Genomic DNA, 21,957 nt, shown 5'->3' on the forward strand with positions numbered 1-21,957 from the left:
CCCTCTCCCCTATCGTGACACGCATGCACGACTACGTCCGCGACGGCGCGGAGATCTACCGACAATCGTTCGCGACCATCCGAGCCGAAGCAGATCTGTCTCGATTCGCACCGGACGTCGCACAGGTCGTCGTGCGCATGATTCACGCGGTCGGAGAGATCGATCTGACCGAGACCATCGGCTACACCCCAGCAGTCGTGACCTCTGCTCGCGCGGCACTGAACTCGGGGGCGCCGATTCTGTGCGACGCCAACATGGTCGCCGCCGGCATCACTCGTCGCCGTCTTCCGGCCGACAACGAGGTGCTGTGCACCCTGTCCGATCCTCGGGTACCGGATTTGGCTCGAAGTATGAACACCACGAGAACCGCTGCCGCACTGGAGTTGTGGGGCGACAAGCTCGGCGGTGCCGTCGTCGCCATCGGAAACGCTCCGACCGCTCTGTTCCACCTGATGGAGATGCTGGAGGCAGGGGCACCGAAACCCGCAGCGATCGTCGGCGGCCCGGTCGGATTCATCGGGGCGGCGGAGTCGAAGGAAGATCTGATCGCCGCGGGCCTCGGCGTCGAGTACCTGGTGGTCCGCGGTAGGCGTGGTGGCAGCCCCATCACCGTCGCCGCCGTCAATGCCATTGCGAGCGAACAAGAATGACCGGCGCCGGAAAACTGTGGGGAGTCGGAGTCGGTCCCGGCGATCCGGAGTTGTTGACCGTCAAGGCCGCTCGTGTGATCGCCGAGGCCGATGTGGTTGCCTTCCACAGTGCACAGCACGGTCGTAGCATCTCCCGCGGACTGGCGGCCGGGTACATGCGGGACGGGCAGCTCGAGGAACATCTGGTCTATCCGGTGACCACCGAGACCACGGCGCACCCCGGTGGATATCAGGGTGCGATCGACGAGTTCTACGAGTCCGCGGCTTCGCGGTTGGCGGCTCATCTGGACGCGGGACGCTCCGTAGTGCTTCTCGCCGAGGGTGATCCGCTGTTCTACAGCTCCTACATGCACATGCACAAGCGGTTGGCCGACCGCTTCGAGGTCGAGATCGTGCCGGGCGTGACCTCGGTCAGTGCCGCGTCGGCTGCGTTGGCCACCCCGCTCGTGGAGCGCGACGAGGTGTTCACCGTGTTGCCCGGCACGCTCCCGGCAGACGAGCTCACTCGGCGACTGCGCGGCACCGACGCGGCCGTCATCATGAAACTGGGCCGGACCTACCCGACGGTGCTCGAGGCCCTGGAACGTTCCGGTCGGCTGAGTGAAGCGCGCTACGTGGAACGGGCCAGCACATCCGAGCAACGGGTGCTCGACGCCGTCGACGCAGACAACGTTCCCTACTTCTCGATGATCGTCGTACCGAGTCCCTCGAATCGAACCGAAACACGTACTTGCGCCGGTGAAGTGGTGGTCGTCGGCCTCGGACCCGGCGACGACGCATGGACGACGGACGAAGTGCGCGCCGAACTCGCCGCCGCCACCGATCTGGTCGGCTATGTCACCTACATCGATCGGGTACCGCAGCGCCCCGGTCAGATCCGGCACGCGAGCGACAACAAGGTCGAGTCGGAACGTGCGGCGTTCGCTCTCGATCTCGCCAAACAGGGTCACCGCGTCGCCGTGGTCTCCTCGGGCGATCCCGGTGTGTTCGCGATGGCAACCGCGGTCATCGAGGTCGCGGCCGAGGAGCAGTGGAGCTCGGTCCCGGTGCGGGTGGTGCCCGGGATGACGGCAGCCAACGCCGTCGCCAGTCGGGTGGGCGCACCACTCGGACACGACTACGCCGTCATCTCTCTGTCCGACCGCCTCAAGCCCTGGAACGTCGTCGCAGCGCGGCTCTCGGCGGTCGCCGGAGCCGATATGGCGATCGCGATCTACAACCCCGCTTCGAAGTCGCGGACCTGGCAGGTTGCGGCAACGAAAGAGATTCTGCTCGAGCATCGTTCGCCACAGACCCCCGTGGTCATCGGACGCGCGGTGGGCAGCCCGCAGGAATCCGTTCGCACCGTGGCGCTGGGCGAACTCGACCCCGAGTCGATCGACATGCGATGCCTGCTCATCATCGGATCGTCGATGACGACGGTGGTCGAGACGGGAAGCGGGCCGAAGGTGTTCACCTCCAGGCGTTATCCGTCAGGCAGTTCTTAGCGATCCGTCAACCAGTCCACGGCGGCTGCGACGTCGAACACCGTCGGTGCCGAGCCGGTTCGCGTGGGACGGTCGACCACGATCACCGGAATCGATGCCGCTCGGGCGGCATCGAGCTTGGCTCGCGTCATGTCGCCGCCGCTGTTCTTGGTGATCAGCAGGTCGATTCGGTTGTCTGCCAGCATCATCGACTCGTGGTCGACGTCGAAGGGGCCACGGCTCAGTTGCAGTGTCATGTGCGGCGGCACCGCACCGGTCGGAGGGTCGATCGCCCGCACCAGAAACCACGAGTGATCGACACTCGCGAAATGGTGAACACCCTGCCTGCCTGTCGTGAGGAATACCCGGCTGCCGGGGGAGATCGCCGACGCCGCGTCGGGCAGTGAGGCAACCGAGGTCCATCGATCACCCTCGCCCGCGGTCCACGGTGGCCGCGTCAGCACCAGGAGCGCGACCGACGTTGCCCGAGTGGCCTGCTCGGCGTGTGCGGCGATGGTGGAGGCGAACGGGTGCGTCGCGTCCACCACCACGTCGATTGCGTTGTCTCGCAGCCACACTGCAAGGGCATCCGGACCTCCGAATCCGCCGATTCGAGTCTCGCCGACGGGCAACATCGGCTCGGCGACCCGGCCGGCCAGTGAGGTCATCGTCTCTATCCCTTGCACCGTGTCCAGAGCGGCCGCAAGTGCCCTCGACTCCGTCGTACCACCGAGAATCAGGACCTTCACCGTTTGGTCACACTCCATTGCGTGACCGGCAGCTGCGGTCTCCACGTCGTGAACGCGCCCAGCGGTTCACCGCGATAGATCTGGAACCTGCGGAGCTCGCCGCCGTACTTCGCCGCGGCGGTCAGCAACAACGAATCCGATTCGGCCGTCACCGAATTCGCGACCACTCGCCCGCCGGTGCGCACCGCCTCCCAACAGGCCTCGAGCATGTCGGCACCGGTCAACCCACCACCGATGAACACTGCATCGGGTACGACGTCTGCGTCCGAGACCGCCGCGAAACTCTCCGGGGCGCCGCCGTACACCACGAGGCTCGGAACACCCAGGTGCAACGCGTTCCTCCCGATCTGCACACGGCGCACCTGCGAACTCTCGAACGTCACTGCACGACAGGATTCGTCGGTCCGCATCCATTCGATGGCAATGGTTCCCGATCCGCCCCCGATGTCCCACAACAGCTCTCCTGGCGCCGGTGCCAACGCGCTGAGCGTCAGCGCCCGAACCTCCTGCTTGGTCATCTGACCGTCTCCGGTGTACGCGGAATCGGCCAGGCCGGGAATGCGGGTGTGGCGGGCAGCGTCGGGATCTCGGACACACAGCAGCGCAACGACATTGAGTGGGTCGACGCCCTCGAACGTCGACTTCGACGCAATCCCGCCGACGACCCGCTCCGCCGGTCCGCCGAGCTGCTCGAGGACCGTCATCTCACTCGCACCGAAACCGTTGGCGGACAACACCACCGCGATCTCACCAGGAGTGCTGCTGCCCTGGCTCAACACCAGTATCCGACGACCGTCGGCCAACTCGGGCAACACCGTCTCGGCCGGGCTGTTCACCAGCGACACCGTCGTGGTGTGGTGCAGCGCCCAGCCCAAGCGAGCGCATGCCAACGACACCGAAGACGGGGCCGGGTACACCCGCAAGCGCTCGGCGCCGAACTCCCGCGCCAACGTCACCCCGATGCCGTGGAACATCGGATCGCCGCTGGCCAGCACGCACACGCGAGAACCCGTGCAGGCGTCGATCATCGGCCGCAGATTCGGCACCAACGGACTGGGCCATGTCCTGGTCTCGCTGCAGTGCTCCTGTACTCCAGCGACCTGGCGCGCGGAGCCGAACACCACATCTGCTTGCTCGACGGCCCTGCGCGACGCAAGAGGCAGTCCGTCCCAGCCGTCCGCACCGATTCCCACGACCACGATCGGAGTGGGCACGGGTGCCACCATCAGCGCGGCATCCTGCGCCAGAGCCACTGCGGCAGTAGACGCATGGCGAAGAACACCGGTCGCAGTGTGCCGGGGATCCACACGGTGGCCCGACGCGTGCGCAGCGCAGCGACGACGCCGTCGGCCACCTGATCCGGCGTACTCGACATGGGTGCCGGGGTCATCCCCTCGGTCATCGAACCGATGACGAATCCGGGACGAACGAGCAGGAGGTGCACTCCGCTGCCGTGCAGTGAGTCGCACAGTCCGCTGGCGAACCCGTCGAGACCGGCCTTCGCGGATCCGTACACGTAGTTGGCGCGTCGCACTCGAACCCCCGCGACCGACGAGAACACGACCAGGTCGCCGCTCCCCTGTGCTCGGAGGATCTTCGATGCGTGCGTCAGCACCGAGACCTGAGCCAGGAAGTCGGTGGTGATGACGTCGAGAGCGTGCTGCGCGTCGTCCTCGGCGCGCGCTTGATCCCCGAGGATCCCGAACGCCAGCACCACGATCCCGATCGGGCCGTATCGCTCGGCCACCCGGCTCAGGAGCTCGGCGTGAGTGTCCATCTCGTTCGCGTCGAACTCGACGGTGTGAACGGCGTCCGCGCCTGCCTGCTCCACTCGTCGTTGCTGAGCATCGAGGTCGGTACTGCGCCGAGCTGCCAGTACGACGGTTCGGCCCGAAGCGAGTCGGGTGGTGACCTCGAGTCCGATCTCGCTGCGCCCGCCCAACAGCAACAGCGTTCCGGCCGCGGGTTCTGCTCGTCTGCTCACGACGACCAGTCTTGCCGATGAAATCGCATTCACTACAGTCGGGGCATGGCCGCCATCCCCGCAGACGCGACTGCCCTCGCCGACGACGCATTCGAGTTCCTTGCCGAGCGGCACCTCGCCACTCTGACGACACTGCGACCCGACGGAACCCCGCACGTCGTCGCCGTCGGCTTCACCTACGACGCCGAGGCCCGGTGTGCTCGGGTCATCACCAACGACGTGTCACAGAAGGCCATCAACGCCCGCCGCGGTGCCTACGCCGCCGTCACTCAGATCGACGGTGCCCGCTGGCTGACGTTGGAAGGGCCCGCCTCGGTCCGAAACGACCGTGAATCGGTCGTCGACGCCGAGAACCGCTACGCGCAGCGCTACCGCGTGCCCAGAGAGAACCCGACCCGCGTCGTCATCGAGATACAGGTGCAGCGGGTACTGGGTAGCCGTTCCCTGCTGAACCGCTAGCGCGTCGTCGGCTCCGTCGGCCACGGCAGAACCGTCAGGTCCGGCCATTCCGTCGTCCACCGGGCAGCCTTGGCCTCGTACACGTGCCGCATCGGCAGCCGCGGGTTCGGCCGCACGATTCCCCCGAAGAGATCGTCGAATCCGTGCGGTGCGTACACGACATCGGCTCCGCCCTGGTCGGTGGTGATGCCGAAGCAGCACGTGGTGGACACGAAATGATCGATCGCATCCTCGGTACTGCGGTACGGCGCGATCGGAGTGCCGAAATGCTGTTCGTACCACAGGTGTACGCGTGCCTCGTTGCGCACTTCGACGTCCACCCCGAGGTCGTCGAACACCGTGGCCGCGCGCTCGATGACCTCGTTCTCCGCGTCGTAGGACAGATCGGAGTCGTCGAAGTAGAAGAAGTCGTAGTCCCGGATGCCGGTACGAAGGTCCCGGCCGGCCAGGTGGTTCCAGACCGTCTGGAAGAGGCCACCTGCCGTCAGATACCACCCGGGAAGCCCGAGTTGCGGCGCGCGCCCCAGTATTTCGGCGACGGCCGGATTGGACCTGACGACCGAGACGAACTCGTCCTCGCCCGGACGCGTCACACCGGCAGGACGGCCAGAGCGTGAGGCCTGAGGTTGACCGATTCGCACCCGTCAGCGGTGACCACGACGATGTCCTCGATGCGTGCACCCCACTGCCCGCGGAAATAGATTCCCGGCTCGATGCTGAACGCCATCCCTTCGGTCAGCGTGATGTCGTTGCCCGCAACGATGTACGGCTCCTCGTGCACCGACAGGCCGATCCCGTGACCGGTGCGGTGCAGGAACGCCTCGCCGAGACCGGCGTCGACCAGGACGTCGCGGGCGGCCGCGTCGATGGACTGCGCCGTGACACCGGGCACAACCGCGTCGACAGCCGCCTGCTGCGCCCGCTCGAGTACCGCGTACTGCTCGGCGATCTCCGCCGACGGTTCGCCGAGGCTGTAGGTGCGGGTCGAATCGGAGTTGTATCCCGGCGCGACGGGTCCGCCGATGTCTATCACCACGATGTCTCCTGCCTCGACGACTCGATCGGATACCTCGTGGTGTGGATCGGCACCGTGGGGTCCGGAACCGACGATGATGAATTCCGGTGCAGTGTGGCCTTCTTCGACGATCGCGGCAGCGATGTCCGAGGCGATCTGCGCTTCCGTTCGGCCCACCCGAAGCCATTCGCCCATCCGGGCGTGCACGCGGTCGATGGCATATCCGGCTCGCCGCAACGCGTCGATCTCGGCCGCATCCTTGACCATTCGGAGTTCGCGAAGTACGTCGGTGGCCAGAACCGGGACCGTGCCGAAGACACCGGCAAGCGGTACGAAATGCAGGGCGGGCATGGCGTCGGCAACGGCTGTTCTCGTTCCGCCGGGAACTGCTGCTGCCACCAGTGCGTACGGATCGACACCGTCGACCCAGTCGACGAGGGTCAGAGACAGTTCCTGCGTTGCGGAATCGCCCAGTGCGGCGAGTTCGAGCCGCGGAACGACAACCGTGGGGGTGCTGCCGTCCGCCGGGACGACCAGCGCGATGAGCCGCTCGAACGAGCTGGCCTTGGACCCGATCAGGTACTGCAGATCCGGGCCCGGGGTGATCAAAAGGGCATCCAGGCCTGCATCCGACGTCAGGCGAGCCGCGCGGGCGAGCCTGGACGCGTAGACATCGCTGGAGAAACGTGAGGAACTGACCGAAGAATCGACACTCATGCCTCCAGGCTAGTGCCGTACGGCAAGATGAGCCCCATGACCGCCCCCGGAAAGTCGCCACTGTTGCTCCTCGACGGCGCGAGCCTGTGGTTCAGGGCCTACTACGCACTGCCCGAGTCGATTACGGCCCCCGACGGTCGACCCGTCAATGCCGTCCGCGGCTTCCTCGACATGATCTCGGCGTTGATCACGCGCACCGAACCCGGCCGACTGGCAGTGTGCCTCGATCTCGACTGGCGGCCACAGTTCCGCGTCGATCTCGTGCCGTCCTACAAGGCGCATCGTGTGGCCGAGGGTGCCCCGGACGTCGCCGAGAGCGAGGAAGTTCCGGAAACGCTGACACCACAGGTGGACATGATCATGGATGTGCTCGCCGCGTTGGGGATCGCGACCGCAGGCGCAGACGGTCTCGAAGCCGACGACGTACTGGGAACCCTGGCCGCGCGTGAGCGTCAGGACCCGGTGGTCGTGGTCAGTGGAGATCGAGACCTGCTTCAGGTTGCCGCCGACGAGCCGAACGAGGTGCGCGTTCTGTACGTGGGACGCGGCCTGGCGAAAGCCGAATTGTTCGATCCCGCAATGGTTTCCGAGCGTTACGGGGTGCCGCTCCATCGTGCGGGTGCGGCGTATGCGGAACTCGCCTTGCTGCGCGGCGATGCCTCGGACGGTCTGCCCGGAGTGAAGGGCATCGGGGAGAAGACAGCGTCGACGCTGATGATGCAGTACGAATCCGTTGAAGCGTTGCGCGCTGCGGCACTCGACCCGTCGTCGGACATGGCCAAGGGCATCCGGGCGAAGCTGGCCAATGCGAGCGACTACCTGGACGCGGCGCTGCCGGTTGTCCGAGTCGTCACCGACGCCGACGTCGTCCTGTCGAAGTCGGACGAGATTCCCGCCGAGCCCGCCGATGTCTCTGCCCTGAACTCGCTCGCCGAGACTCTCGGCATCGAGAACGCCGTGGCACGCCTCGTCGCCGCGATGGCGGCCACGGCGTCGACGACCTGATCGTGCGACCTGAGCGGGTCTACTCGGGCAGGGAGACTTCGTAGTTGGCGTCGTCGTCGAGGAAGGTCAGAGTCACGGTCTTGAACGCACCGTCGACAGTCAGGGTGCACTCGACACTGGTCTGGGCCACGACCTCGATGTCCTGGGGACAGGACACACCGGAGACGTCGGACGCACCGTAGGACTCGGTGACGACCGTGCGAACACCCTCCTCGGCCGCCGCAGTATCGAGGGTGGTCGTTCGACCGAAAGCGAAGAACGACACCACAGCGATCACGGCGAGGACTGCTACCACGGCACCCGCGATGATCAGGGGCTTCTTCGATCGAGCCCCGGCCTGCCCTGGCCCCTGCTGATTCGGATACTGCTGGTTGGGATACTGCTGGTTGGGACTCCATGGCTGCTGTGGTTGCTGGCCGTACGGACCCGGCCCGTATTGCCCACCACCGAATTGCTGTGGTGCGTAGGGATTCTGGTACGCCGAATCGCCCGATGCAGGCGCGCCGTACTGCTGACCGGCGGGGTAGTGCGCGGTGGGGTTCTGTCCCTGGGGGTAGCCGCCCTGTGCATTCGGGGCCGAGGGGTACTGCCCCTGCGGATAGGCGGCAGGTGGGTACTGACCTTGGGGGTACTGGCCCTGCGGATATTGCCCCTGTGGGTACTGACCCTGTGGGTACTGACCCTGAGGGTATTGACCCGGAGGGTACTGGCCCTGCGGGTATTGGCCGCCGGGTTGTTGCGGGCTCTGCCCGTAGCTCTGACCGGGTTCGCCGTACGGCGTGGCCTGCGGCTGTCCGTACTGACCCCACGCCGACGGCGTCGGAGTCTGTGACTCGGCGGAAGGAGCAGGCTGCGTGTCCGGTGTGTCGTTCGCGGCACCGTCCTGCTGATCGGGCGTGCGCGACCAGCTGTTGTCCGGATCGGTCGGACCGTATGGGCCGCTCATCTCGCCTCCACTGAAAATTCGGACTCGTCGGGGGTACAGTAACCCGCCCGTACGACTCTCCGCTGTACCGACCCGGCAGTCCGATTCGGCGCTGTCATGCGGCATCTACGGCGACCACGCCGCGGCGCAAGGCCGCGATCGCGCGCGCCGCAGTTCGCGACAGTTCCGGCTCCGGGGCCGCGAGCCGAACCTGGTCCAACAGGTCGATCACCTGCCGACACCAGCGCACGAAGTCTCCACCCGAGAGTGCTTTGCCGTTGTCACCCGCGGTGACGAGCGCATCGACCAACGAATGGTTCGACGCCCACTTGTAGATCGCCTTCACGAAGCCCATGTCGGGTTCTCTCGTCGGCGGCAGCTTGTGTCGCACCTCGTCGGACCGCAGCTCGTGCCACACCCGGACGGTCTCGGTCAGCGCGTGCCGAATCGGACCCGTCGGTCCGTGCGGGGTGATGTCACCCTCCGATCTGGACTCGTAGACCACCGCCGAGACCACCGCCGCCAACTCTGCCGGAGAAAGCCCCTGCCACAGGCCGCCGCGCAAGCATTCGGCGACCAGCAGATCGGACTCGGAATAGATTCGGCTCAGCCTGGCACCGTCCTCGGTGACCTTCGGATTCTTGCCTGCCGTCACGTAACCGCGGTCGGCGAGCAAAGCCAGGATGCGGTCGAACGTTCGGGCCAGGGAGTTCGTCGTGGCCGACACCTTCTGGCGCATCGTTTCGGTCTCTCGCGCCAACCGGTTGTAGCGTTCGCCGGTGCGACCGAGCTCGTCGCGGTCGGGACGAGCGTGCACCGGATGCGAGCGGATTGCTCGCCGAAGGGTGGCGAGCTCCTTGTCGTCCGCTGCCGTCGACTTGCGTCGGATACGGTCCGACGGCTGCGATATTCCGCGGGTGACCAGGGCGGCCGCGAGATCGCGTCGGGTCTTCGCGGTGCGGTGGTCGACGAATCGCGGCAGTCGCATCGTTCCCAGAGACGTTGCGGGCGATGGGAAGTCCGCTGCCGAAAGCCGGCCGGCCCACTTGTCCTCGGTCAGCACCAGCGGACGCGGATCGGCCCGGTCGTCATCGGGCTCGAGAACCACGGCAAGGCCGCTGCGGCGACCGGTCGGCACCGAGATCACGTCGCCGCGGCGCAGAGCACGCAGCGAATCGACGGCCTTGTCCCGCCGATCGGACCTGCTCTGGCGTTCGAGAGTCTTCTCCCGATCCTTCAGTCGTTCGCGGAGCTTCGCATACTCGAAGTACTCGCCCTCGGGGCCACCGAGGCGTGCACCGAGTGCCTCCAACGTCTGCATGTTCTTCTCGATACCGCGAACCATCCCGACGACGGAGCGGTCCGCCTGGAACTGCGCGAACGACCGCTCGAGCAGCAGACGCGAATCGGCCGCACCGAACTGTTCGATGAGGTTGATCGACATGTTGTATGCCGGCGCGAACGAACTGCGCAGCGGGAACGTACGCGTCGACGCCAGCCCCGCGACCTCGGTCGGCTCCGTGCCGGGCTGCCACAGCACGACGGCATGCCCTTCGACGTCGATGCCGCGGCGTCCGGCTCGGCCGGTCAGCTGGGTGTACTCCCCCGGCGTCAATTCGGCGTGTGTCTCACCGTTGAACTTGACCAACTTCTCGAGCACGACGGTTCGGGCCGGCATGTTGATCCCGAGAGCCAAGGTCTCGGTGGCGAACACCGCTCGGACGAGACCCTTGACGAACAACTCCTCGACGGTGTGCCGGAAGACCGGCAACATCCCGGCGTGGTGGGCGGCGAATCCCCGTTCCAGTGCGTCGCGCCACTCCCAGAAGCCCAGGACTTCGAGGTCCTCGCGCGGCAGCTCCGAGGTGTGTTTCTCGACGATGTACCGGATCTCCTCGGCCTGCTCGGGCGTGGTCAACACCAGCCGCGAACGCATGCACTGGGTCAGCGCGCCGTCGCAGCCGGCACGGCTGAAGATGAATGTGATGGCCGGGAGCAGACCCTCTTCGTCGAGTTTGGCGATCACATCGGGTCTGGCCAGAGGTCTGTTGTTGGCTCCGCTGCCCTGACCGCCACCGCGACCTCCGCCACCCGAACGTCCGCCGCGGCCCCTGCTGTGCGGCGCGTGCCAGCGGTCCATCGAGTCGAGGGACTGGCGTTGTTTGACGTGTCGGACGAGTTCACGGTCGACGACGATCTTCTGACTGCCGTCGGCCGACTGGGCTCGCGTGTCGAACAGATCGAACAGTCGGCGACCGACCATGATGTGCTGCGAAAGGGGCACCGGACGGTTCTCGTCCACCACGACCGCGGTGTCACCGCGAACCGTGCTCATCCAGGCACCGAACTCCTCGGCGTTGCTCACCGTTGCCGACAGGCTGACCAGTCGAACGTCGTCGGACAGGTGCAGGATGACTTCTTCCCACACCGCCCCGCGGAAACGGTCGGCGAGATAGTGCACCTCGTCCATGACGACGTGCGAGAGTCCTCGCAATGCATCCGAGGATGCGTACAGCATGTTGCGCAGCACTTCGGTCGTCATGATGACGATGGGCGCGTCTGGGTTGATCGACGAATCTCCGGTCAGCAGCCCGACCGTGTCGCGACCGTACCGTGCGGTCAGCTCCGCGAACTTCTGGTTGCTCAGCGCCTTGATCGGGGTGGTGTAGAAGCACTTACGTCCCGCGGCGAGCGCCAGGTGCACCGCGAACTCGCCGATGACCGTCTTGCCCGCACCGGTGGGGGCACAGACCAGTACCCCGTGACCGTTCTCCAGCGCTGTGCAGGCATCCACCTGGAACCGGTCGAGGGGAAAGCCGAGCTCGGCGGAGAATCGTTGCAGCTGGGTGGGTCGGGGGCTCGTCCCCGTATCGAGAACCGTCTCGGTCATGCTTTCGACCCTACGGGCCGGTCGATGTCAGATCGTGTCGTCGTACTGCGCCTGTACTCGGGTCGCGGTACCGAGTCCGCTGGACGGCGGTGTCGGACCGACAGCATCCGGTGATTCGATCGAACTTGCGCCGTCGATGCGCGTTGCTTCGTCATCTGACACATCACCCCATTCGTCTCTTCTCTTGCGCAACTTACGCTTGTCGTGAATTCGCGCAATCTGCACTGCCATCTCGAAGAGCACCGTCAACGCCAAGGCCAAGGCCAGCATGGAGAACGGGTCCTGGCCAGGAGTTGCGATGGCCGCGAAGACGAACAATCCGAAGATGAGACCTCGACGCCACGCCTTGAGTCGCTCGTAGGTGAGTACGCCGACGAAATTTAAGGCAACGACCAGCAACGGAATCTCGAAGCTGACGCCGAAGATGATGAGGAGGTTGATCAGGAATCCGAAGTACTGATCACCGCTCAGCGCGGTGATCTGCACGTTGTCGCCGATGGAGAGCAGGAAGTGCAGGCCTTTGGCGACCACGAAGTAGGCCAGGACGGCTCCGGCGACGAACAGAGCAGCCGCTCCGGAGACGAACGAGACTGCATGTCGCCGTTCGTTGGCGTACAGGCCCGGGGTGATGAAAGCCCAGATCTGATATAGCCAGATGGGGCAGGCCAGTACGACACCGGCGGTGAACGCGACCTTGAACCGCAAAAGGAACTGATCGAACGGTCCGGTGGCGAGCAGACGACACTGATCGTCGTTGCTCAGATTCGCGCGCAGACTCGGGTCGAGTGTGCAGTAGGGACCGCGTAGGAGGTCGCCGAGGCTCTCGACGCCGAAGATGGTGTGCGAGTACCAGAAGAACCCGAAGGCAGTCGTCACTGCGACTGCTACCAGCGACCACAGGAGCCGGGTTCGCAGCTCGTACAGATGATCGACCAACGACATGGTGCCGTCGGGATTGATTCGGCGCTTGCTTCGCCGCGGATCGAACGGAATGCGCATGGTGTTCTACGGTCAGCCTTCGTCGGTCGGACGACAGCGAGAAGCCGTCACCGACAGCAGTGAACCTTCGGTGCCGAACTGGCACCGAAGGTGTGCTGAGCGGCCGTGCGCTCAGGCAGACTTCGCGTCGTGCTGGGTCTCGGTGTTCGGCTGCGCGACCGGGGCGGGCGAGGGCAGCTGAGCGGGAGCGACGGGCTGCTGAGCGGGAGCGGTGTCGGTGTCGGACTTGCCGTCGTTCTGCATCTCCTTCACCTCGCTCTTGAAGATGCGCAACGACCGGCCGAGTCCGCGAGCAGCCTCGGGCAGCTTCTTGGAACCGAACAGAATGATGACGACCACCGCAACGATGGCCCAGTGCCAGGGACTGGTGAATCCCATGTGAACCTCCTACAGATCAGATGAATCGAGCGTACCCGACCACGGGTGCCGACTTCGGCAGCGGCGGGTCCGGGTTTGCCCGGTGTTCATGTGGCGACGGGACCGTCCGCGCTGGTCGCGTCGAACTCTGCGTACGCGTCCAGGGCCGAACGTGCTCGGTCGCGGACGGAGTTCACCAAGGATTCAGGTGCCAGTACCGTGACTCCGCCGCCGAAGCCCAACGTCAACCGTGTCATCCACTGCAGCGTGGCGAATCGCATCGTGACCACGATCGACCCGTCCGCATCCGCCGCGACCTGTGTCATCGGGTAGTAGTCCAGGATCCAGGTGAATGCAGGTGAGACCTTCAGCCGCGCCTGCGACAGCGAGGGATCGTCGTTGAAGATCTCGAAGGCGTCCTCGTCCTGCACCGATTCCGGCGGCGCGGCCGGTTCGTCGAGTTCGGTGGCCGAGTCGATGCGGTCGAACCGGAACAGCCGAACACCCTCGGCGCTTCGGCACCACGCCTGGACATAGCTGTTGTCGTCGACGACCACCGTCCTGATCGGGTCCACGGTCCGCTCGGTCAGGACGTCCCGCGACGCGGAGTAATAGGTCAGTTCCAGAGCGTGCCGGTGCCGCAATGCGGATCGGACGGTGGCAGGGACCGGCCCCTCCTCCGTATCCGTGCCGTCGTGATCGGACGAGAGTGGCACGTTGGCCGCCGCCGATCCTGCCGCGGTCTCGATCTTCGCGATGGCGCGCTGAGCAGCGGACGGGTCGACCATCCCTGGCATCGACGTCAGAGATCGAAGCGCAACCAACAGGGCCGTCGCCTCGGTCGACGTCAGGCGCAGCGGTCGATCGATGCCGGCCGAGAACGTCACGTCGATGCTCTCCTCGGAGAACGACAGATCGATGAGATCACCCGGGCCGTAGCCGGGCAGACCGCACATCCAGAGCTGATTGAGATCGGCCATCAGCGTCGCCGTCGACACCCCCAGCTCCTGGGCGGCCTCCTCGGCGCTCAACCCGGGATTGGCCATGAAGAACGGCACCATGTTGAGCAACCTGGCCAGCCGAACCGACAGTCGCGCGCTCATCGCTCGTTCTCCACATCGGCCGCTGTCCGCAGTGTCGAGATCACATCGGCGCGCAGTTCGGCGGGTTCGAGTACCACCGCATCCGCGCCGTGACCTGCTATCAACCGCGAGATCCAGTCCCAGGACCGCACGGGAACCTCCACGACGGTGCCGCTGCGGGCACCGAGACTCTGCACACCCACCACCGTTCCCATCCTGCGTAGTTCCAGCGCCTTGCCGTCGTGCAGCCATACCCGGGCCGTGCCCGAGACCGAGGACGTGCCCGCCACTCGGCGGACGATGTCCTGCAGGTCGATACCATCGGGCTTGCGCACGCTCTGCGCGGTGCCGAACGGTTTGACGTCGTCGCCGATTCGGGAGAGGCGGAACGTGCGGGTGTCGTTGCGATCCACGTCGTGTCCCACCAGATACCAGCGGCCGCGAAACGTCACGACACCCCACGGCTGGACGGTTCTGGTGGTGAACGGCTCGGTCGACGAGGGTCGGTGTTGGAAACGTACCGATCTACCGTCGTCGATCGCGGCCAGCAAGGCACCCAGCGCAGGTTCCGAGCCCCGGGTGCGTGCGGGAACCGCGGTCACTGCCGCAGCGGACTCGTTCTGGTCGACCTGGATTCCCGCCGCTCGAAGTTTGAGCAGCGCGCTCTGCGCCGCGGAGGTGAGCTCCGGTGATTCCCACAGTTTGACGGCGACCGCGACGGCGGCCGATTCCGCGCTGGTGAGGTCGATGTCGGGCAGTTCGTACGCGTCGCGGTTGATGCGATAGCCCTCGACGCCCCCGAACCTGGTGGCAGTGCCGGTCTCCAACGGGACTCCGAGGTCACGCAGTTCGTTCTTGTCCCGCTCGAACATCCGGCTGAACGCCTCGTGGCTGGTGGAGTCGTCGTACCCGGCAACGCTCTCGCGGATCCACTCCGCGGTCAGGAACTGACGTGTCGACAACAGACAGATGACCAGGTTCATCAGGCGTTCGACTTTGGTGGTGGCCACGACAGTCGAGCCTAGTTGCTCATCGGAGGACCGAGCGGTAGCGACCCGAGCTACCGGAGGTCCACCTGCCTACATCGACGCGATCAACCGCTCGACCCGCTCGTCGACCGAGCGGAACGGGTCCTTGCAGAGCACGGTTCGTTGAGCCTGATCGTTGAGCTTGAGGTGCACCCAGTCGACCGTGAAGTCGCGACCTGCCTCCTGGGCGGCCGTGATGAATTCTCCGCGCAGCTTGGCTCGGGTGGTCTGAGGCGGTAGATCGACAGCCTCGTCGATCTGCTCGTCCTCGGTGACTCTCTTCGCAAGACCCTTGCGCTGCAACAGGTCGAAGACCCCCCGGCCACGCTTGATGTCGTGGTACGCCAGGTCCAACTGTGCGATCTTGGGATCGGACAACTCCATCGAGTACCGGTCCTGGTAACGCTGGAACAGCTTGCGCTTGATGACCCAGTCGATCTCGGTGTCGACCTTCGCGAAATCCTGTGTCTCGATGGCGTCGAGCGTGCGTCCCCACAGATCGACGACCTGCTCCACCTGAGTGTTCGGCTCGCGTGTCCTGAGATGCTCGACGGCTCGCGCGTAGTACTCACGCTGAATGTCGAGGGCGCTGGCCTGTCGTCCGCCGGCGAGTCGAACGGGACGGCGTCCGGTGAGGTCGTGGCTGACCTCCCGAATGGCGCGAATCGGATTGTCCAGTGCGAAGTCTCGGAAGGACACTCCCGCTTCGATCATCTCGAGAACGAGGGCCGCCGTTCCGACCTTGAGCATCGTCGAGGTCTCGGCCATGTTGGAGTCGCCCACAATGACGTGCAGCCGGCGGTACTTCTCGGCGTCGGCGTGCGGCTCGTCGCGAGTGTTGATGATCGGCCGCGAACGAGTGGTGGCCGAGGAGACGCCCTCCCAGATGTGCTCGGCGCGCTGCGACAGGCAGAACGTCGCAGCCTTCGGCGTCTGCAGTACCTTGCCTGCGCCGCAGATCAATTGACGCGTGACCAGGAACGGCAGCAGAACGTCCGAGATTCGGGAGAACTCCCCCGCTCGCTGGACCAGGAAGTTCTCGTGGCAGCCGTACGAGTTGCCGGCCGAGTCGGTGTTGTTCTTGAACAGGTAGATATCGCCGCCGATGCCCTCCTCTGCCAGGCGCTGCTCGGCATCGATCAGCAGGTCTTCCAGTACCCGTTCGCCGGCGCGGTCGTGGGTGACCAACTGCAGCAGACTGTCGCACTCGGCGGTGGCGTACTCGGGGTGCGAGCCCACATCGAGGTACAGGCGGGCACCGTTGCGAAGGAACACATTCGAGCTGCGACCCCACGAGACGACTCGGCGGAACAGATAGCGAGCCACTTCGTCCGGACTCAGGCGTCGATGTCCGTGGAAAGTACATGTGACACCGAACTCTGTCTCGATGCCCATAATTCGTCGCTGCACACTTCGACACTACAACGCAACCCTCGAAACGATGTGTCGGAGCGCCCCGATGTCGTCTGTCGGTGAGGATGTCGTCGCACGTGCTTAGGCTGGGCGTCATGACTTCCACGCGCACCTCGATCTCGACGGCCGTTCACGCGTGGGATCTGTCCTTGGTGGCACGAAGTGCCGCTCTGCGGCAGAGCCGGGCGGACGGCGGCCTGCGCGCGCTGAGCAACGCCGCCGATCACGGTCGTCTGTGGCTCGGTGCGGCTGCGCTTCTCGTGGCTGCAGGTGGCCCGGCCCGACGCGGGGGCGTTCGGGGTCTCGTCGCTCTGGCAGGTGCGAGCTCGGTCGCGAACGGCCTGCTCAAACCGTTGTTTCCGCGAACTCGTCCGGATTCCGAGTCGGTTCCCGTCCTGCGTCAGGTGCTGGCTCCACCGGTGTCGTCGTCGTTCCCCTCCGGTCATTCGGCGTCGGCGGCTGCGTTCGTCACGGCGGTGGCAATCGAATCCCCGGTAGCGGGTGTGCTGCTGGCGCCCGTTGCGGCTGCGGTGTGTTACTCGCGGGTCCACGTCGGGGTGCACTGGCCGACAGACGTCATCGCCGGTGCCGCTCTCGGCTCGGCCATCGCGTTGTCCACCCGTCGCTGGTGGGCCGTACGGTCGGGCAAGCCCGCCGATCTGGGCTCGCCGGTCGACGTCGAGCCGCTGCCGGGCGGCCGGGGGCTGCTGGTGCTCGTCAATCCGGGTTCGGGCGACGACTCGGAAGCCGTGCCCGACTCGATCCGTCGAGCACTTCCCGACGCAGATCTGTTCGTCCCCGATCCCGACCGGGACTTCAACGAGCAACTCGAGCAGCGAATTCGGAGCACCTCCCCGCGTGCGCTCGGTGTCTGCGGCGGCGACGGAACAGTGGTCAGCGTCGCCGCGTCGGCGGTACGCAACGGGTTGCCGCTCGCAGCATTTCCGGGCGGCACCCTCAACCACTTCGCTCGCGACACCGGGCTGACCGTCGTGGAGGACACCGCTGCCGCTGTGGAAGCGGGCACCGCGGAACTGGTCGACATCGCCGAGGTGTCCGTCGACGGCCGCAGCGTGTCGTTCGTCAACACCGCTACCTTCGGTGGCTACCCCGACTCGGTGCGGCTGCGTCAGAAGTTGCAGCGCCGAATCGGCAAATGGCCGGCCGCCGCCATTGCGATGACGAGGGTGCTGGCGGCTGCGGAACCACTGAACATCGGGCTCGACGGCACCAGGCATTCGGTCTGGATGCTGTTCGTGGGCAACGGCAACTACGCACCGGCAGATCAAGTTCCTATGTCTCGCAGCAGCATTCACACCGGAACCCTCGATGTCAGGTTTCTACCGTCGGAGCCGAAGGCATCGAGAACCAGACTGCTGTGGGCAACGTTGACCGGCACCCTCGGCTCGTCACCCGCCTACGTCCGTCGAGCGGTGAAGAAACTGACCGTCGAGGTGGAGGGCGCCCCGGTTGCGCTGGCGGCCGACGGCGAAGTGGTGGGCGACGGAACGTGGTTCGAGTTCACCAGTGACGAGAACGGTCTCGCGCTCTATCGGAAGCGATAGAGCGCGAGACCGTGGGAAAATCGGGGCCACCGATCAGGAGGGCGGTGCCGCTTCGGTATCGGTCACTGCCTCGGCCGCCGCAGACGGCGTCGGCAACATGTCTTCCAGCGCAGCTCCGGCTATGCGTCGGAATGCTCGCCTCGGCCGACCCTGGTCCAGCACCGCAACCTCGAGCGCCGATACTTCGAGAACCTTCTTCTCCGGCTCACCGCCCGCCGCAGGCGGCGTCGCCGGACCTGCCGTGAGTGCGTCGACGGCGACACGGACCGCGTCGGCCAGGTCGAGTCCGGACCGGTACGTGTCCTTGAGCGCAGCCACGATCGGCTCGGTCGTTCCGCCCATGACGACGAAATCCTGCTCGTCGACGATGGATCCGTCGTAGGTGATGCGGTAGAGCTGGGTCGCGATCGGCTCGTCCTGATGCGAGACCTCCGCGACACAGATCTCGACCTCGTACGGCTTGAGCTGCTCGGTGAAGATCGTGCCGAGTGCTTGGGCGTACGTCTTGGCGAGCGAACGGCCGGTCACGTCACGCCGATCGTAGGTGTATCCCTTGATGTCGGCGTGCTGAATTCCGGCCTTGCGCAGGTTCTCGAACTCGTTGTACTTGCCCACGGCCGCGAAACCGATCCGGTCGTACAGTTCGCTCACCTTGTGCAACGCGGTCGAACGGTTCTCGGCCACGAAGAGCACCCCGTCCGCGTACGTCAGCACGATGACGCTGCGGCCGCGGCCGATTCCCTTGCGCGCCAACTCCGAACGATCGCGCATGATCTGTTCGGCAGATGCGTAGTACGGCATCGTCATGGTGCGCTACCCCCTTCGCTCACTTGCTGACCGGCCCGGGTGTGATGCTCGGCACCGCCGGAATGTGCGGCGCTCTCGGTCCGCTCCGCGAGGACGGACCGAGCCGCGGCCGAAATCCTGTCGTGCGCAACATCGTCCGCACCGACGCTGGTGATGGCGACAGCCGTCGGGTAGATCCCGCGGGTGACGTCAGGACCACCGGTGGCCGAGTCGTCGTCGGCGGCGTCGTACAGCGATTCCACCGCTGCGCGAATCGCCTCCTCCTCGGTCATTCCGGGGCGATAGAGCTTCTTGAGCGCGGACTTGGCGAACAGCGATCCCGATCCCACCGCGTGGTAGCCCGAACGCTCCTCGTATCGCCCGCCGACCACGTCGTAGGACACAATTCTTCCGGCACGATCCGGATCCGAGATGTCGATGTCGAATCCGACCAACAGCGGGACCGCGGCGAGCCCTTGCATCGCGGCACCGAGATTGCTTCGGACCATCGACGACAGCTTGTTGGCCTTGCCGTTGAACGTGAGCGGCACGCCCTCGATCTTCTCGTAGTGCTCGAGTTCGACGGCGAAGAGCCGCACCAGTTCGATCGCTATGCCGGCAGTTCCGGCGATACCCGCTGCGGAGTAATCGTCGGTGACGTAGACCTTCTGCATGTCGCGATTGGCGATCAGATTGCCCTGCGTGGCTCGCCGGTCACCCGCGATCAGAACGCCGCCCGCGTAGGTCAGCGCGACGATCGTCGTCCCGTGCGGGGCAATACCGGACTTGTCCGACCCGCCGTTCGCGGTGTGGGACGCCAGGTCCGCTGCGATACCGCTCTCGGGCAACAGATGAGGGGCGTGCTGACGAAGATAATCGGAGAACGACGAGCTGCTCGACCCGAACGGAATCGCCGTTCCGTCGCCGGCCGACCGTGGGTCCGAACGATCCACCGTCACTGGCCGCCCTTCTGAACGTAGGCGCGCACGAAGTCCTCGGCGTTTTCCTCGAGCACGTCGTCGATCTCGTCGAGAAGGTCGTCGGTCTCCTCGGCCAGCTTCTCGCGTCGTTCCTGACCACCGGCTCCGGTGTCGCCTGGAACCTCATCGTCGTCGCCGCCGCCAGAGCGCCGTGTCTGCTCCTGTGCCATAGTCGCCGACCTCCTCCGTGTATCGAGAAAACAGATCTACTGCACTCTCACCGGTCGATCCGAGGTGCACCGTCGTGGATGTGCAAGTGCAACCGAACGTTCCGCCGAAAGTGCACGGACCTTTACCCTACCGACAGACCGACTCCGTCGGTCGGCAAGACACCGCGAATAGTCGGTACCGGTCTTCGGGCGCGTCAGTTGGTGAGCTGATCGACGAGTTCGGCGGCACTGTCGACCGACTCGAGCAGCGCACCGACGTGCGATTTCGTGCCTCGAAGCGGCTCGAGGGTCGGGATGCGGACAAGGGAGTCGCCGCCGAGATCGAAGATGACCGAGTCCCAGCTCGCGGCGGCGATGTCGGCACCGAACTTGCGCAGGCACTCACCGCGGAAGTACGCCCTCGTATCATCCGGCGGCGTGCCGACGGCATCGAGCACCTGCTGCTCGGTGACCAGTCGATCCATCGACCCACGAGCAACCAGCCGGTTGTACAGGCCTTTGTCCAGGCGAACATCGGAATACTGCAGGTCCACCAGATGCAGCCGAGGAGCCGACCACCCGAGCCCCTCCCGCTGGCGGAACCCTTCGAGCAGGCGCAATTTCGCGGGCCAGTCCAACAGATGGGCGCACTCCATCGGATCGCGTTCGAGAAGGTCGAGGACCATCGCCCACTTGTCGAGCACATCCAGAGCGCGCGCGTCGTCGCTGCCCTCGGCGGCCACGAACTTCGCAGCACGCTGGTGGTAGATCCGCTGCAGCGCAAGCCCGGTCAGCTCGCGGCCGTCGGCGAGCGCGACGGCCTTACGCAGCGTCGGATCGTGGCTGATCTGATGGACTGCGGTCACCGGCCTGGCCAGCTGCAGATCGGACAGATCGACCCCTGCTTCGATGAGATCGAGCACGAGCGCGGTGGTGCCGACCTTGAGGTAGGTCGACATCTCGGCGAGATTGGCGTCGCCGATGATGCAATGCAGGCGGCGGTACTTGTCCGCGTCCGCGTGTGGTTCGTCGCGCGTGTTGATGATGCCGCGCTTGAGGGTGGTCTCGAGGCCCACCTCCACTTCGATGTAGTCCGCCCGCTGCGAGAGCTGGAAGCCCGCTTCGTCACCGGACTGGCCGATTCCGACGCGTCCCGATCCGGTGATGACCTGCCTGGAGGCGAAGAACGGCGACAGACCGGCGATGACCGCCGAAAACGGCGTCTCGCGCGACATCAGGTAGTTCTCGTGGGTGCCGTACGACGCGCCCTTACCGTCGACGTTGTTCTTGTAGAGCTGCAGTCGCGGGGCACCTGGCACACTGGAGGCGTGGCGAGCGGCGGCCTCCATGACGCGCTCGCCGGCCTTGTCCCAGATCACTGCGTCCAACGGATCGCGGACCTCCGGGGCGGAGTACTCCGGGTGCGCGTGGTCGACGTACAGACGAGCCCCGTTGGTGAGAATCATGTTGGCCGCGCCGATCTCGTCGGCGTCGATCACCGGTGCCGGACCGCTGAAGCGTCCGAGGTCGAATCCGCGGGCATCACGCAACGGCGACTCGACCTCGTAGTCCCAGCGTGTGCGCTTGGCCCGGGGTACCCCGGCGGCTGCCGCGTAGGCGAGCACTGCCTGGGTCGATGTCAGGATCGGGTTGGCGGTGGGTTCGGTGGGCGAAGATATGCCGTACTCGACCTCGATACCGATGATGCGCTGCATATGTCGAGCCTAGACGTCGGCCG

At 65.7% G+C, this 21,957-nt stretch carries 21 protein-coding genes; 5 read left to right on the forward strand and 16 right to left on the reverse strand.

Annotation, left to right across the window (positions count from 1 at the left end; translation table 11 throughout):
- Window positions 1-23 precede the first annotated feature (23 nt).
- The gene (locus tag CH256_RS17810) at window positions 24-650 is read left to right on the forward strand and encodes a precorrin-8X methylmutase (RefSeq protein ID WP_068050694.1); all 627 of its coding nucleotides are present in this window, start codon (window positions 24-26) and stop codon (window positions 648-650) included.
- A complete protein-coding gene (gene cobJ / locus CH256_RS17815; RefSeq protein WP_094670176.1) occupies window positions 647-2,137 on the forward strand; it encodes a precorrin-3B C(17)-methyltransferase in 1,491 nt (496 codons plus the stop codon). The genes CH256_RS17810 and cobJ overlap by 4 nt, the downstream gene beginning before the upstream one ends.
- Here cobJ and CH256_RS17820 read toward each other — a convergent pair.
- The 3 genes from CH256_RS17820 to CH256_RS17830 are packed head-to-tail and all read right to left on the reverse strand — an operon-like array spanning window position 2,134 to window position 4,849.
- Complete coding sequence (locus CH256_RS17820) at window positions 2,134-2,883, reverse strand: cobalt-precorrin-6A reductase (protein WP_094670177.1); 750 nt, start codon at window positions 2,881-2,883, stop codon at window positions 2,134-2,136. The two genes, cobJ and CH256_RS17820, sit on opposite strands and share 4 nt — an antisense overlap.
- On the reverse strand, window positions 2,862-4,091 hold the full coding sequence (gene cbiE / locus CH256_RS17825) for a precorrin-6y C5,15-methyltransferase (decarboxylating) subunit CbiE (protein ID WP_094670197.1): 1,230 nt from the start codon (window positions 4,089-4,091) through the stop codon (window positions 2,862-2,864). The genes CH256_RS17820 and cbiE overlap by 22 nt, the downstream gene beginning before the upstream one ends.
- Window positions 4,091-4,849 carry an SDR family NAD(P)-dependent oxidoreductase gene (locus CH256_RS17830; RefSeq protein ID WP_094670178.1) on the reverse strand — a complete coding sequence of 253 codons (759 nt, stop codon included), beginning with the start codon at window positions 4,847-4,849 and terminating at the stop codon, window positions 4,091-4,093. Before CH256_RS17830 ends, cbiE begins: the two co-directional genes overlap by 1 nt.
- A 45-nt stretch (window positions 4,850-4,894) precedes the next feature.
- Here CH256_RS17830 and CH256_RS17835 point away from each other — a divergent pair, with 45 nt between their 5' ends.
- Window positions 4,895-5,308: a TIGR03618 family F420-dependent PPOX class oxidoreductase gene (locus tag CH256_RS17835; protein ID WP_094670179.1), complete on the forward strand. Its 414-nt coding sequence runs from the start codon at window positions 4,895-4,897 to the stop codon at window positions 5,306-5,308.
- Here CH256_RS17835 and CH256_RS17840 read toward each other — a convergent pair.
- Both CH256_RS17840 and CH256_RS17845 read right to left on the reverse strand, forming a co-directional pair.
- Window positions 5,305-5,901: a nucleotidyltransferase family protein gene (locus CH256_RS17840; RefSeq protein ID WP_094670180.1), complete on the reverse strand. Its 597-nt coding sequence runs from the start codon at window positions 5,899-5,901 to the stop codon at window positions 5,305-5,307. The genes CH256_RS17835 and CH256_RS17840 overlap by 4 nt on opposite strands.
- Entirely contained in the window at window positions 5,898-7,040 is a 1,143-nt protein-coding gene (locus CH256_RS17845; protein ID WP_094670181.1) for a M24 family metallopeptidase, read from the reverse strand. Before CH256_RS17845 ends, CH256_RS17840 begins: the two co-directional genes overlap by 4 nt.
- A 27-nt stretch (window positions 7,041-7,067) precedes the next feature.
- On the opposite strand from CH256_RS17845, the gene CH256_RS17850 reads away from it, so the two are divergent.
- Window positions 7,068-8,045: a 5'-3' exonuclease gene (locus CH256_RS17850; protein ID WP_094670198.1), complete on the forward strand. Its 978-nt coding sequence runs from the start codon at window positions 7,068-7,070 to the stop codon at window positions 8,043-8,045.
- A 19-nt stretch (window positions 8,046-8,064) separates the two neighbouring features.
- Here the strand turns inward: CH256_RS17850 and CH256_RS17855 are convergent, their stop codons facing one another.
- From CH256_RS17855 to pafA, 7 genes are all read right to left on the reverse strand, one after another.
- Window positions 8,065-8,991: a DUF4333 domain-containing protein gene (locus tag CH256_RS17855; protein WP_094670182.1), complete on the reverse strand. Its 927-nt coding sequence runs from the start codon at window positions 8,989-8,991 to the stop codon at window positions 8,065-8,067.
- A gap of 94 nt (window positions 8,992-9,085) precedes the next feature.
- Window positions 9,086-11,860, reverse strand: coding sequence for a DEAD/DEAH box helicase (locus CH256_RS17860; protein ID WP_094670183.1), 2,775 nt, complete (start codon window positions 11,858-11,860; stop codon window positions 9,086-9,088).
- 27 nt (window positions 11,861-11,887) lie between these two features.
- Window positions 11,888-12,859, reverse strand: coding sequence for a twin-arginine translocase subunit TatC (gene tatC / locus CH256_RS17865; protein WP_094641812.1), 972 nt, complete (start codon window positions 12,857-12,859; stop codon window positions 11,888-11,890).
- Window positions 12,860-12,970: 111 nt separating this feature from the next.
- Window positions 12,971-13,237: a Sec-independent protein translocase subunit TatA gene (tatA, locus tag CH256_RS17870; protein ID WP_068050773.1), complete on the reverse strand. Its 267-nt coding sequence runs from the start codon at window positions 13,235-13,237 to the stop codon at window positions 12,971-12,973.
- An 86-nt stretch (window positions 13,238-13,323) separates the two neighbouring features.
- Window positions 13,324-14,319 carry a helix-turn-helix transcriptional regulator gene (locus CH256_RS17875; protein WP_094670184.1) on the reverse strand — a complete coding sequence of 332 codons (996 nt, stop codon included), beginning with the start codon at window positions 14,317-14,319 and terminating at the stop codon, window positions 13,324-13,326.
- A complete protein-coding gene (locus CH256_RS17880; RefSeq protein ID WP_094670185.1) occupies window positions 14,316-15,308 on the reverse strand; it encodes a helix-turn-helix transcriptional regulator in 993 nt (330 codons plus the stop codon). The genes CH256_RS17875 and CH256_RS17880 overlap by 4 nt, the downstream gene beginning before the upstream one ends.
- 69 nt (window positions 15,309-15,377) lie before the next feature.
- A complete protein-coding gene (gene pafA, locus CH256_RS17885; protein WP_179272136.1) occupies window positions 15,378-16,736 on the reverse strand; it encodes a Pup--protein ligase in 1,359 nt (452 codons plus the stop codon).
- Window positions 16,737-16,834: 98 nt separating this feature from the next.
- Here pafA and CH256_RS17890 point away from each other — a divergent pair, with 98 nt between their 5' ends.
- A complete protein-coding gene (locus CH256_RS17890; RefSeq protein ID WP_094670187.1) occupies window positions 16,835-18,304 on the forward strand; it encodes a bifunctional phosphatase PAP2/diacylglycerol kinase family protein in 1,470 nt (489 codons plus the stop codon).
- A 33-nt stretch (window positions 18,305-18,337) separates the two neighbouring features.
- On the opposite strand, the gene prcA is transcribed toward CH256_RS17890, so the two are convergent.
- The 4 genes from prcA to dop all read right to left on the reverse strand — a co-directional run bounded on the left by prcA (window position 18,338) and on the right by dop (window position 21,934).
- Window positions 18,338-19,111, reverse strand: coding sequence for a proteasome subunit alpha (gene prcA, locus CH256_RS17895; RefSeq protein WP_068050778.1), 774 nt, complete (start codon window positions 19,109-19,111; stop codon window positions 18,338-18,340).
- Complete coding sequence (prcB, locus tag CH256_RS17900; protein ID WP_068050779.1) at window positions 19,108-20,049, reverse strand: proteasome subunit beta; 942 nt, start codon at window positions 20,047-20,049, stop codon at window positions 19,108-19,110. Before prcB ends, prcA begins: the two co-directional genes overlap by 4 nt.
- Window positions 20,046-20,240: a ubiquitin-like protein Pup gene (locus CH256_RS17905; protein WP_008716348.1), complete on the reverse strand. Its 195-nt coding sequence runs from the start codon at window positions 20,238-20,240 to the stop codon at window positions 20,046-20,048. The genes prcB and CH256_RS17905 overlap by 4 nt, the downstream gene beginning before the upstream one ends.
- Before the next feature lie 194 nt (window positions 20,241-20,434).
- Window positions 20,435-21,934 (reverse strand): depupylase/deamidase Dop, encoded by a 1,500-nt coding sequence (gene dop / locus CH256_RS17910; RefSeq protein ID WP_068050780.1) that lies wholly within the window; start codon window positions 21,932-21,934, stop codon window positions 20,435-20,437.
- Window positions 21,935-21,957: the final 23 nt, after the last annotated feature.

This window comes from Rhodococcus sp. 05-2254-6 (assembly GCF_002258565.1).
In the GTDB taxonomy this organism is placed as follows: Bacteria; Actinomycetota; Actinomycetes; order Mycobacteriales; family Mycobacteriaceae; genus Rhodococcoides.

Bases quoted from the DNA above. Each gene is read 5' to 3' on its own strand.
- CH256_RS17810 (WP_068050694.1), top strand. From the start codon at position 24: ATGCACGACTACGTCCGCGACGGCGCGGAGATCTACCGACAATCGTTC.
- cobJ (WP_094670176.1), top strand. From the start codon at position 647: ATGACCGGCGCCGGAAAACTGTGGGGAGTCGGAGTCGGTCCCGGCGAT.
- CH256_RS17820 (WP_094670177.1), bottom strand. From the start codon at position 2,883: ATGGAGTGTGACCAAACGGTGAAGGTCCTGATTCTCGGTGGTACGACG.
- cbiE (WP_094670197.1), bottom strand. From the start codon at position 4,091: ATGGTGGCACCCGTGCCCACTCCGATCGTGGTCGTGGGAATCGGTGCG.
- CH256_RS17835 (WP_094670179.1), top strand. From the start codon at position 4,895: ATGGCCGCCATCCCCGCAGACGCGACTGCCCTCGCCGACGACGCATTC.
- CH256_RS17845 (WP_094670181.1), bottom strand. From the start codon at position 7,040: ATGAGTGTCGATTCTTCGGTCAGTTCCTCACGTTTCTCCAGCGATGTC.
- CH256_RS17850 (WP_094670198.1), top strand. From the start codon at position 7,068: ATGAGCCCCATGACCGCCCCCGGAAAGTCGCCACTGTTGCTCCTCGAC.
- CH256_RS17855 (WP_094670182.1), bottom strand. From the start codon at position 8,991: ATGAGCGGCCCATACGGTCCGACCGATCCGGACAACAGCTGGTCGCGC.
- CH256_RS17860 (WP_094670183.1), bottom strand. From the start codon at position 11,860: ATGACCGAGACGGTTCTCGATACGGGGACGAGCCCCCGACCCACCCAG.
- tatC (WP_094641812.1), bottom strand. From the start codon at position 12,859: ATGCGCATTCCGTTCGATCCGCGGCGAAGCAAGCGCCGAATCAATCCC.
- tatA (WP_068050773.1), bottom strand. From the start codon at position 13,237: ATGGGATTCACCAGTCCCTGGCACTGGGCCATCGTTGCGGTGGTCGTC.
- CH256_RS17875 (WP_094670184.1), bottom strand. From the start codon at position 14,319: ATGAGCGCGCGACTGTCGGTTCGGCTGGCCAGGTTGCTCAACATGGTG.
- CH256_RS17890 (WP_094670187.1), top strand. From the start codon at position 16,835: ATGACTTCCACGCGCACCTCGATCTCGACGGCCGTTCACGCGTGGGAT.
- prcA (WP_068050778.1), bottom strand. From the start codon at position 19,111: ATGACGATGCCGTACTACGCATCTGCCGAACAGATCATGCGCGATCGT.
- CH256_RS17905 (WP_008716348.1), bottom strand. From the start codon at position 20,240: ATGGCACAGGAGCAGACACGGCGCTCTGGCGGCGGCGACGACGATGAG.
- dop (WP_068050780.1), bottom strand. From the start codon at position 21,934: ATGCAGCGCATCATCGGTATCGAGGTCGAGTACGGCATATCTTCGCCC.